Consider the following 9,178-nt stretch of genomic DNA (forward strand, 5'->3'; position numbering starts at 1 on the left):
TAGATCAATTTATGCGCAGTCTTTTTGCTTTCATTTTCATTATTTCAACCATGACCTTTGCACAAGAAACAAAGAACGATTCAACGCGTCTAAAAGTGGGTGTGGTATTGAGTGGTGGTGGCGCAAAAGGTTATGCACATGTTGGCGCTTTGAAGAAGATTGAAGAAGCTGGAATCAAAATTGATTACATCGGAGGTACAAGTATGGGCGCAATTATCGGCGGATTATATGCGGCTGGATATACACCTGACGAACTCGAGAAAATCATGCATCAATTGGATATTTCTTCGTTGATTACACAAAATAAAGATCGTGCAGAAATTCCTTTTTTCGAGAAAGCATACAAAGAAAAATACATCTTAGAATTACCTTTTGATAAGTTCAAATTAACGATTCCTAATGCCATTTCAAAAGGACAAGGTCCGCTTGATTTATTGACTTATTTATTGCGTCCAGTTCATGATATTGATGATTTCAATAAACTTCCAACACCTTTCGTCTGTATCGGAACCGATCTCGAAACTGGAGAAGAAAAAGTCTTTCGTTCAGGCTTTTTACCTCGTGTTATTTTGGCTTCTGGCGCATATCCAACCATGTTAGATCCTGTCGCAATTGATGGTAAAATATATGTTGATGGCGGCGTTGTCAACAATTTCCCTGTGAAAGAAGTGAAAGATATGGGGGCTGATATTATTATCGGTGTCGAATTGGGTGATGGTTTACAAAAACGTGATGATCTAAATTCTGCTATTGATATTTTGAGTCAAATTATGACGATGAGTATCGTTAAAAAAACGGACGAACAGAAAAAACTAGTTGATTTATTGATTAAACCAGAGCTAAAAGAATATGCTGTGACAAGTTTTGATGAAGTAGATTCTATTTACAATCGCGGACTTATTGCATCAGAAAAAGTATATGATCAACTCAAAGAAATTGCAAAAAAACAGCATGCTTCAAACAAAACTCGAAACGAAATTAAACTTGATGATTATGTTTTAGTGAAAGAAATTGAAGTAGAAGGATTGAAAAACTTCAACACAAATTACATCGAAGGTAAGCTAGGGATTCGTACTCCTGAAATTATAAAATATGATGATTTAAAAGCTGGAATTTCGAAATTGTATGCTTCTGGAAACTTCAATAATATCACGTATAAAATCTCAGAAATTAACGATGAAGAGAATTTATTGACGTTAAAAGTTCAAGAAAATAAGACCAAACAATCAATCCGTTTTGGATTACATTACGATGATTTATTCAAAACAGGATTACTTTTAAACTTCACTTCAAAGAATTTATTTGTCAAAAACTCGGTGCTATCTGCTGATGTTGTGGTTGGAGATTATGCGCGATATAACATCAATTTCTTCATTGATAATGGTTATTTTCCAAGCATTGGTTTCAACTCTTTTTCGCATTATTTTGACAAAGAAATTGATTTGAGAAACTTATTCGGTCCAGATAATATCTACAAAAAAGTAAATTACAACTTTAGAGAATACATCAATCAACTCTACATTCAATCGACGATCAAAGAAAAGTTTGCGATTGGCGTTGGATTAGAGCATCAATATGCGAAAGTATTCACGAATAATTATATTACATCTAATGACGAATTTCCTGCAAAATCCGAAGGTTATTATTGGAAAGCGTATGGGTATGTCAAAGCAGATAATCGAAATAATGCAAATTTTGCACGGAGTGGTTTAAAATTTGATGGAAGTTTCAAGTATTTGTTTGATTCTAATGTAGCTGGGTTTGAAAATAACTATTTGTTAGAATCGAATTTAGAGGCAAATTTTCCGTTAAATAATTTCCTAAGTTACAGATTTACTGCTAACTTTGGAACCTTTTTCAACGATAATGTAACGTTGCCTCAGAAGTTTTATATCGGAGGTTATGTTGAACAAGATTTTTTCAATTATACCAAGTTTTATGGGCTTCCTTTTGGCTCTGCGATTGGCGACAATCAATTGCTGTTTGGCTCTCATATACAAGCTCGAATTTTGAAAAATCATTACACAAGTGTATTTATGAATATTGCAAATATCACAGATAGATTTGAGCAATTAAGTTTAACAGATTACAAATATCTTGGGTATGGCGTTACCTATGGCTACGATAGTCCATTAGGACCTTTAAATTTCATTTGGAGTTATTCGCCTTACACAAAAAAAGGATTATTTAATTTAAGTTTAGGTTACTGGTTTTAGAACAATGATAGAATTATTTTACGAAACAGATTTTGAGCTAAAAGATGCTCAAACTTGGATAGATTGGATCGTAGAGAGTATGAAGAATGAAGGGAAAACATTAGAAGATTTAAACTATATTTTCTGTGATGATGAATACTTACTTCAAATTAATCGACAATATTTAGACCACGATTATTACACAGATGTTATCGGGTTCGATAATTCTATTGAAGACGAATTGATGGGTGATATTTTTATTAGCGTCGAACGAATCAAAGATAATGCAGAGCAAAATGGTGTTTCTTTTGAGAACGAATTGGCTCGTGTTGTTATCCACGGAATATTACATTTTGCTGGTTATATGGACAAAGAACCAGATGACAAAGAATTGATGACTGCTAAAGAAAATCAATATTTAGAAACATTTAGTAGCTATCTAAATCAATAATGTTCCACGTGGAACATTTATTATTTTAACAAGAAAAATAAGTTTACAATCAAATGATATTTCAATCAGAATATGATGTAATTGTAGTTGGTGGTGGTCACGCAGGTGCAGAAGCAACAGCGGCAGCAGCCAATTTAGGAGCAAAAACGCTTCTTGTTACAATGAACTTACAAACAATCGGACAAATGTCTTGTAATCCTGCTATGGGTGGAATAGCAAAAGGACAAATTGTTCGCGAGATTGACGCTTTAGGTGGATACTCTGGTATTATTACCGACAAAACTGCGATTCAATTCAAGATGCTGAATCAATCAAAAGGTCCTGCAATGTGGTCTCCACGTGCACAATCAGATCGTATGCGTTTTGCAGAAGAATGGCGTTTATCTTTAGAGAGAACAGAGAATGTTGACTTCTTTCAAGATATGGTTAAAAATTTAATCATTGAAAATGGTAAAGTTTGTGGAGTAATTACAGCAATGGGAATGAAAATTCGTTCTAAATCTGTTGTTCTTACAAATGGTACTTTCTTGAATGGTTTGATTCATATCGGAGAAAAACAATTTGGAGGTGGACGCATGGGAGAATCTGCTGCTTTTGGAATTACGGAACAATTGGTTGATTTAGGTTTCGAAGCTGGAAGAATGAAAACAGGAACTCCTCCTCGTGTAGATGGTCGTTCTATCGATTATACGAAAATGGTTGAACAACCAGGTGATGAAAATCCTTCGAAATTCTCTTACACAAATACGCCAAAATTAACAAAACAACGTTCTTGTTGGATTACCTATACAAATCAAGAAGTTCACGATTTATTGCGCGAAGGTTTTGATCGTTCTCCAATGTTTAACGGAACAATTAAATCGACTGGACCAAGATATTGTCCATCTATCGAAGATAAAATTAATCGTTTTGCAGACAAAGATCGTCATCAAATTTTTGCAGAACCGGAAGGTTGGCACACAATGGAATTCTACATAAATGGATTCTCAACTTCTTTGCCTGATGATATTCAAGCAAGAGCTTTACGTTCTGTTCCTGGTTTTGAAAATGCAAAAATTTTGCGTCCTGGATATGCCATCGAATACGATTATTTCCCACCGACACAATTAAAACATACGTTAGAAACTAAACTAATTGATAATTTATATTGTGCTGGACAAATTAACGGAACAACAGGTTATGAAGAAGCTGCTTCTCAAGGCTTGATGGCGGGTATAAATGCTGTGTTAAAAATTAAAGGAAAAGATCCATTTATCTTAAATCGTAACGAAGCATATATAGGAGTTTTAATCGACGATTTAATTACAAAAGGTACAGAAGAACCTTATCGTATGTTTACGTCTCGTGCAGAATATCGTATCTTATTGAGACAAGATAATGCAGATGAACGTTTAACACGAAAAAGTTTTGAACTTGGTTTAGCCTCAGAAGATCGCTTGAGAAGAATGGAAGAAAAATTTGATAAAGCTGAAAAGCTTGTTAATTATTTCGAAGAAAATTCTATCAAGCCACAAGAGATAAATGATGTAATTGAAGAGCGTGAAGGAACACCTTTGAAACAACCAAACAAAATGATTTCGGTTATTTCTCGTCCTGAATTAAAGCTTTCTGACTTCACAAAATTGAATCGTGTGAAAGAATTTATTGAAACGAATGAATACGATCAAGAAGAATTAGAGCAAACAGAAATTCAGATCAAATACAAAGGTTATATTAAGAAAGAACAACAGAATGCAGATAAATTGCATCGTTTGGAAAATCTAAAAATTCCAGCTGATATAGATTATCATGTTTTTGGTTCGATGTCGATAGAAGCTCGTCAAAAATTAACAAAAATAAAACCTGCAACGGTAGCGCAAGCATCAAGAATTAGTGGTGTGTCGCCAGCAGACATAAGTGTATTATTAATTTACATGGGAAGATAATATGGAAAATGTTCCACGTGAAACATCTCAAGAAAATCCTTCAAAAGAAGGATTTTCTGGTATTAAGAAATTAGATTTAAAAGATTATTTTTTAACAGGAGAAAAGTTCGAGATTTACGAAGATTCAGAAACCGAAGTTTTGTATACTCTCCCCCAGCCTATCGAAAATTTAGGAAAGTATTACGAAAGTAAAAATTACATTTCCCATACCGATGGAAAGAAATCTATTTTCGAACGTTTTTATCAAATGGCAAAATCAATCAATCTAAATAATAAATTAGAATTGATTAATAAAGTTGGTACTGGTAAAAAAATTCTAGATTATGGTTGTGGCGTTGGAGATTTTTTAGAGCATCTTCAAAAAAATGGTTACGATGTTTTGGGAATGGAACCAAATGATTCGGCAAGACGAATTGCGCAATCAAAAGTTGGAATCGAAAAAGTTACTTCTACAGAATTAGAACAGAATACAGAAAAGTATGATGTGATTACCTTGTGGCATGTTTTAGAACATATCCCTAATCTGAAAGAAATAATTACAGAACTAAAGAAACATTTAACAAAAAGTGGTATCTTAGTAATAGCTGTACCAAACCACCAATCGTATGATGCTAAATATTATGGTGAACATTGGGCGGCTTATGATGTACCTCGTCATTTATGGCATTTCACAGAAACCAGCATGCGAAAGTTATTTAGCAACTTTGGTATGAAAATTGAATCTATCCACCCGATGAAATTAGATTCATTTTATGTGAGTCTACTATCTGAAAAATATAAAGGTAATAAGTTAGGTTTTATCAATGCGCTTAGAATTGGTTTGAAGTCTAATACTCAAGCTAAAAAAACAGGTCAATATTCGTCTTTAATCTATATTATTAAAGCTGAAAATTAAAATAAGCGTTTTTAAAGAATGATTATCTAATCAGACGTATTAGGAATCGTTTTTTTTCTAAAACTTTATTAAATCTAATTTATAAAAGCCGTTTTTTAAGATTAATAATAGATAAAATAAATAGCTATGAAAAAAAGTATTTTATTATTTGGGATATGCGCTTCAGCATTTTTAACTTCTTGTGCATCTACAACCGTTGCAAAACAAGAAATACAAACAGGTAAAGAAGTAAGAGGTGCATGGACTTTGACAAATGTAGACTACCAAGGTTTAACAACAAACGAGGTACAAGGTAATGTAAAAATTACTGATGCAGTTGCGAAAGTTTTTGACACAGCAAATCCAGAATGTTATGAAGGTTCTACTTGGAACTTGGTTCAAAACAACAAAAAAGGAACTTACACTTTCAATAATGCAGGTGGAGATTGTCCTTCAGGAACGGCTAACATTATTTGGGATTTACAACAAGATGGTTCTACAACTTATTTCATCTTCAAAGATGTTACAGGAATCAAAGCGAAACAAAATACAGCAGGATATAAAATGCGTGTAGATTATGTTGATGCAAATTCGATGAAATTGGTACAAGATATCAATGCAAACGGAAAAATTGCTCAAGTGATTTATAACTTCGTACGTTAATCAACAATTTAAAAAACTTAGAAATTATGAAAAAAATAAATACTAAAATAGCCGCAATTGTATTAGGAGGATCATTTATGATGTCTTCTTGTACAGCTGTACAAAATGCAAATAATACACAAAAAGGTGCTGGTATTGGTGCTGTAGCTGGTGGTGTTATTGGAGGAATCTTAGGTAATAATATCGGTAAAGGTGGTAACACTGCTTTAGGTGCTGTAATTGGTGCTGCTGTAGGTGGAGCTGCTGGTGGTGTTATTGGTAACAACATGGATAAACAAGCGCAAAAAATTGAGCAAGTTTTACCAGGTGCAGAAGTTGTAAGAACGGAAGAAGGGATTAACTTAATTTTAGATGAAAACTCTAAAGTTACTTTTGATTACAACAAAGCTTCTTTAACTGCTGTTGCTAAATCTAACTTAGATAAATTAGTAGAAGTTTTCAATGAATATCCTGATACAGATTTATTAATCGTTGGACATACTGATAACGTAGGTTCTCAAAATTATAACTTACCATTATCTCAAAAACGTGCTCAATCTGTAAAAGATTATTTAGTTTCTAAAGGTATTGCTTCTTCTCGTTTAACATCGAAAGGAAAAGGTTTAGAAGAACCAATTGCTGATAATACAACTGCAGAAGGACGTGCTCAAAACCGTCGTGTAGAAATTGCGATTACTGCAAATGCAAAAATGAAAGCGGACGCTGCTAAAGAAGCAAACGGACAATAATTCATTTCAATATAAAACAAGAAAAGCGTTCAAGATTTGAACGCTTTTTTTATGTTTAATAAGTTTATAATTATTTAAAATTAACCACAAACCATTTATTATTGATCTTTTCTAAAGTCACTTGATACGTCTTAGAAGACTGGTCTTTTAAATTTGCATGAACTTCTACTAATGCAACTTTTTCATCAGCATCCAACACTTTTGCATCATTAATTGTTGCTTGCTCTAAATTTTTAATTGTTTCATCAGAAGAAAATTTTTGAAAAGTATTCCACTCTCCACTTCTTGTCAATGCAAAAGCGCCAGAATAATTCTTCTTCGATAAATTCGTCATAAAACGATTCGAAAGAGATTTTACCATTCCTGCTTCTTTGCTCACATGAGCAGGCGTACTTTCAACCGCAGCCGAATCTACAACTTCTGTAGCTCCAACTAAATTCAACGGAACTTTTACTGCTTTACGATTCGTTAAATAACGTTCAGAATTCGGAATTCGAACCAAAATATCCAAACGATCACTTTTAATTTTAGAAGCATCTAAAGATGAATATTTAATATTAATTGCATTCTTTCTATACAAATCATCCATTGAATTTGGATCGATTGTCGAACGAAATGTGTACACAATACTACCTGAATTAAAAACTTCTATCGTTGCTGTTACAGCTTGATCTAACTGTATTTCCTCTCCTTGCGCATTATAGAAGAATGGAGAAATCGAGATTCCTGTATCATCTTGTTTTACACTAAAATCAAAACGTTGTACATTAGAAGTTGGTTCAGTAGGCGTTTCTACAGTTTCAATTGCACCTGGTTTTGGAATTCCATTCACCAAAGGAACTTGATTTCTATTCCAAGTAAATTTATTTTGTAACGCAACTTTTTCTGCAATATCAAAAACTTCATCTACCGTTTTTCCATCCAATAACGTACGTACAATTCCCCAACGCGCTTCATTATCCATTGATTGACTTGTGTTGTACTCGAAAATAATTTGCAAAGCTTCCTTAAATTTATCTTGTTGCATAACAGGCAAAGCCTTCGAAATTTTGTCTACCGTTTCACTAAAAGTTTGTGCAGATGTAGAATCAATTTCAATGTTATCATTTTTACAACTGATAATCATTAAAGCGAAAGATGCAATGATGAATAAACGTTTCATATAGTATAGATTAATACGTTTTGAGTTAAAGTTTTATAAGCAGTAAATATACTAAATACTTGTGTTGATAATGATATTTTTTTAACAAAAAAAGCAGATTCCATTTCTGAAATCTGCTCTATATATAAAACAACTAAAACTTGAAAAAATTTCTAAATATCCATAGGAACTTCGATTAACATCAAGCGAGAATCTTTCGTTACATTAAACGAAAACTCATTTGTATCTTTAATCTCGATGACATCTCTTCTTCCTAATTTGTTTCCATCAAATTCAACTTCTCCTTCCACAACCATAAAGAAAACACCATTTCCTTCTTTTTGTACTTTGTATGTTTCTTGTTTATCTTCTGTATAATTTCCTAAGAAAATCCACGCATCTTGATGAATCCAAACTCCTTGATCCTCTGCATTTGGAGAAAGAACTTGGTATAATTCGTTTTCTTTAGCAACTTCACGAACAGAAATTTGTTGATAACGAGGCTCAACATTCATTTTATTTGGAATAATCCAAATCTGAAAAAAATGTCCTTCTTGGTTTTCATAAGCATTCATTTCGCTATGAAAAACTCCTGTACCTGCACTCATTACTTGTACATCCCCAGACTCAATTACAGAACCAGTTCCCATTGAATCTTCGTGAGAAATTCCTCCTTTTGTAGGAATTGTAATAATCTCCATATTATCATGAGGATGTTTTCCAAATCCCATACCACCAGTAATTATATCATCATTTACAACACGCAATGCACCAAAATGAATACGAGCTGGATCGTAATAATTAGCAAAACTATAAGAATGTTTAGAGTTTAACCATCCGTGATTTCCTCCTCCTCTTGATTCTGATTTAAATATTTGGTAATTCATAGTAATTTATTTTTATACAAATTTATGGCGCAAAAAAAACTTATCTATTGATATGTGATAAGTTATCAATTAACACACCAAGATGATGAATAGAACTTTTTTTAAATCATTAACGAAATGTTAAAAATAATTTATATTTTAGCATTCAGTTAACACATGAGACATATATATGCTATCAATTTCAGGCGAATCGACATTTAATGTTATACTTTGGATTCTACTCCAAATCGTTCTTGTTATTATAGTAGCAGTTATTTTGTATAAAGTTTACAAAAAACTTACAAAATGAAAAAAGGTTCCGAAATTTCGGAACC

General features: G+C 32.8%; 8 protein-coding genes. 6 read left to right on the top strand and 2 right to left on the bottom strand.

Annotated features, from left to right (window positions below):
- The first annotated feature begins 11 nt into the window (after nucleotides 1-11).
- The 6 genes from B4H69_RS09720 (at nucleotide 12) to B4H69_RS09745 (ending at nucleotide 6,836) form a co-directional block, all read left to right on the top strand.
- The gene (locus tag B4H69_RS09720) at nucleotides 12-2,216 is read left to right on the top strand and encodes a patatin-like phospholipase family protein (protein ID WP_180905547.1); all 2,205 of its coding nucleotides are present in this window, start codon (nucleotides 12-14) and stop codon (nucleotides 2,214-2,216) included.
- Nucleotides 2,217-2,220: 4 nt separating this feature from the next.
- A complete protein-coding gene (ybeY, locus tag B4H69_RS09725) occupies nucleotides 2,221-2,646 on the top strand; it encodes an rRNA maturation RNase YbeY (RefSeq protein ID WP_038336219.1) in 426 nt (141 codons plus the stop codon).
- Between the two features lie 53 nt (nucleotides 2,647-2,699).
- A complete protein-coding gene (gene mnmG, locus B4H69_RS09730; RefSeq protein WP_180905546.1) occupies nucleotides 2,700-4,571 on the top strand; it encodes a tRNA uridine-5-carboxymethylaminomethyl(34) synthesis enzyme MnmG in 1,872 nt (623 codons plus the stop codon).
- 1 nt (nucleotide 4,572) lies between these two features.
- The gene (locus tag B4H69_RS09735) at nucleotides 4,573-5,466 is read left to right on the top strand and encodes a class I SAM-dependent methyltransferase (protein WP_180905545.1); all 894 of its coding nucleotides are present in this window, start codon (nucleotides 4,573-4,575) and stop codon (nucleotides 5,464-5,466) included.
- A gap of 126 nt (nucleotides 5,467-5,592) precedes the next feature.
- Nucleotides 5,593-6,108 (top strand): lipocalin family protein, encoded by a 516-nt coding sequence (locus tag B4H69_RS09740; RefSeq protein ID WP_038336217.1) that lies wholly within the window; start codon nucleotides 5,593-5,595, stop codon nucleotides 6,106-6,108.
- Nucleotides 6,109-6,134: 26 nt separating this feature from the next.
- The gene (locus B4H69_RS09745; RefSeq protein ID WP_286486618.1) at nucleotides 6,135-6,836 is read left to right on the top strand and encodes an OmpA family protein; all 702 of its coding nucleotides are present in this window, start codon (nucleotides 6,135-6,137) and stop codon (nucleotides 6,834-6,836) included.
- Between the two features lie 70 nt (nucleotides 6,837-6,906).
- Here B4H69_RS09745 and B4H69_RS09750 read toward each other — a convergent pair whose 3' ends face one another.
- Nucleotides 6,907-7,998: a hypothetical protein gene (locus B4H69_RS09750; protein ID WP_291093756.1), complete on the bottom strand. Its 1,092-nt coding sequence runs from the start codon at nucleotides 7,996-7,998 to the stop codon at nucleotides 6,907-6,909.
- 152 nt (nucleotides 7,999-8,150) lie between these two features.
- Nucleotides 8,151-8,864, bottom strand: coding sequence for a pirin family protein (locus B4H69_RS09755; protein ID WP_291073195.1), 714 nt, complete (start codon nucleotides 8,862-8,864; stop codon nucleotides 8,151-8,153).
- Nucleotides 8,865-9,178: the final 314 nt, after the last annotated feature.

Source organism: Empedobacter sp. UBA6745, from assembly GCF_002453775.1.
In the GTDB taxonomy this organism is placed as follows: Bacteria; Bacteroidota; Bacteroidia; order Flavobacteriales; family Weeksellaceae; genus Empedobacter; species Empedobacter falsenii_C.

Coding starts and splice junctions, on each gene's coding strand:
- B4H69_RS09720 (WP_180905547.1), top strand. CDS start 12: ATGCGCAGTCTTTTTGCTTTCATTTTCATTATTTCAACCATGACCTTT.
- B4H69_RS09750 (WP_291093756.1), bottom strand. CDS start 7,998: ATGAAACGTTTATTCATCATTGCATCTTTCGCTTTAATGATTATCAGT.
- B4H69_RS09755 (WP_291073195.1), bottom strand. CDS start 8,864: ATGAATTACCAAATATTTAAATCAGAATCAAGAGGAGGAGGAAATCAC.
- ybeY (WP_038336219.1), top strand. CDS start 2,221: ATGATAGAATTATTTTACGAAACAGATTTTGAGCTAAAAGATGCTCAA.
- B4H69_RS09740 (WP_038336217.1), top strand. CDS start 5,593: ATGAAAAAAAGTATTTTATTATTTGGGATATGCGCTTCAGCATTTTTA.
- B4H69_RS09735 (WP_180905545.1), top strand. CDS start 4,573: ATGGAAAATGTTCCACGTGAAACATCTCAAGAAAATCCTTCAAAAGAA.
- B4H69_RS09745 (WP_286486618.1), top strand. CDS start 6,135: ATGAAAAAAATAAATACTAAAATAGCCGCAATTGTATTAGGAGGATCA.
- mnmG (WP_180905546.1), top strand. CDS start 2,700: ATGATATTTCAATCAGAATATGATGTAATTGTAGTTGGTGGTGGTCAC.